Here is a 241-nt window from a genome sequence, read left to right on the forward strand (position 1 = left end):
GGCAGCATCGTGTCGAGCCCGGTGGTGTGGGGCGGTTTGATCACCAACTTCTGCTACGGCTATTTCACGTTTTACTGCATGACGTGGATGCCCGCGTATCTGGTCGAGCAGCGTCACCTGTCGCTGTCCAAGTCGGGGCTTTCCACTTTCTTCAGCTTTGCCGGCATCGCGATCGTCGCGGCGCTCGCGGGATGGGCGGCGGACCGGATCATCGCAAGAGGGCACAACGCGATTCTCGTGC

General features: G+C 61.4%; 1 pseudogene. It reads left to right on the forward strand.

Going from position 1 to position 241, the window contains the following annotated elements:
- Positions 1–241, forward strand: a pseudogene (locus tag SB822_RS60365) (MFS transporter); the annotation flags it as partial.

The sequence above is a fragment of the Paraburkholderia sp. SIMBA_054 genome (assembly GCF_046534875.1).
Classification (GTDB): domain Bacteria; phylum Pseudomonadota; class Gammaproteobacteria; order Burkholderiales; family Burkholderiaceae; genus Paraburkholderia; species Paraburkholderia hospita.